The sequence below is a fragment of the Actinoplanes sp. NPDC026670 genome (assembly GCF_040638175.1).
Classification (GTDB): domain Bacteria; phylum Actinomycetota; class Actinomycetes; order Mycobacteriales; family Micromonosporaceae; genus Actinoplanes.
Genome location: NZ_JBEZXU010000227.1, coordinates 1 through 1,033, shown reverse-complemented (window position 1 = coordinate 1,033; position 1,033 = coordinate 1). Strand labels below are relative to the sequence as shown.

Below are 1,033 nucleotides of genomic sequence, written 5' to 3'. Positions count from 1 at the left end.
AGCCCAGCCGAAGCTCCGAGCGCGTCGACTGGCGGGAAGCCACGCCGGTCCAAGGGCAGCCTGCGCGGGGCCATCCTCGACGTGCTCGAAGCCCATCCCGACCAGCCGTTCAAGACCAGCCAACTATGCAAGGCCATCGACCAGGCGAACGAGGACACCGGCTCGGCCAAGGCCAGCGCGGGCGCGGTCGTCAACGCCGTGCACAAGCTCGTCACCGACGGCGTCGCCGTTCAAGTCGTCGAGAAGCCGGCGACCTTCCAACTCGCCCCGGAAACCAACTGACCCGTTCATCCGGTAGCCCGGGGCGGGCGTCGAACTTGGCGGAACCACGCCCACCCCGGTGCTCCTTCACGCAAAGGAGCGACATCCAGTGTCTCACCTGAACTCCTACCTCACCGCGGCCGGCGGAGTCCTCGCCGGTCTCGCCGCCGCGGCGGCACTACTCGTGCGGCAGCGGCAGGTCATCTACCACCAGCGACAGGCGCTGGCCGCCCGCGACCGCGACCGGTCCCACTGGCACCACCTGGCCACGCACAACGACACGACCGGCCTGCCGAACCGGCGGGCCCTGCGGACCCATCTCGAGGCCACGTTCTCCCTCGGGGAACCGCTCGGGCTCGTCCTCATCGACCTCGACCGGTTCAAGCAGGTCAATGACACCCACGGCCACGAGAACGGCAACGACCTGCTGCACGAGGTCGGACTGCGTCTGAGCGCCCTCGGGCCGTCGGTAGCCCTGGCCGCGCACCTGGCCGGCGACGAGTTCGCCCTCGTCGTGCACGGCGACGACACCGAGGTCGAGACCGCCGCCCAGGCGGCCCACCGGCGCATCTCGAAGCTGCCCTACGAGATCGCCGGCCAGCAGGTGTTCGTCACCGCCAGCGTCGGCTACGCCATCGCCGCACCGGGCATGCTGGCCCGCGAGCTCCTGCACGCCGCCGACCAGGCCATGTACGTGGCCAAACGCAAGCGCTGCGGCGTACGGGCTCACGACCCGGGCCACGCCACACCCCCGGGACCTGTCACCCGCTAC

General features: G+C 70.6%; 1 protein-coding gene and 1 pseudogene. Both read left to right on the top strand.

Features of this window, described 5'->3' with window-relative positions:
- A pseudogene (locus tag AB0E94_RS53300) lies at window positions 1-282 on the top strand (MarR family transcriptional regulator); the annotation flags it as partial.
- An 88-nt stretch (window positions 283-370) separates the two neighbouring features.
- The coding region (locus tag AB0E94_RS53295; protein WP_360344705.1) for a GGDEF domain-containing protein at window positions 371-1,033 on the top strand (663 nt) is incomplete at its 3' end.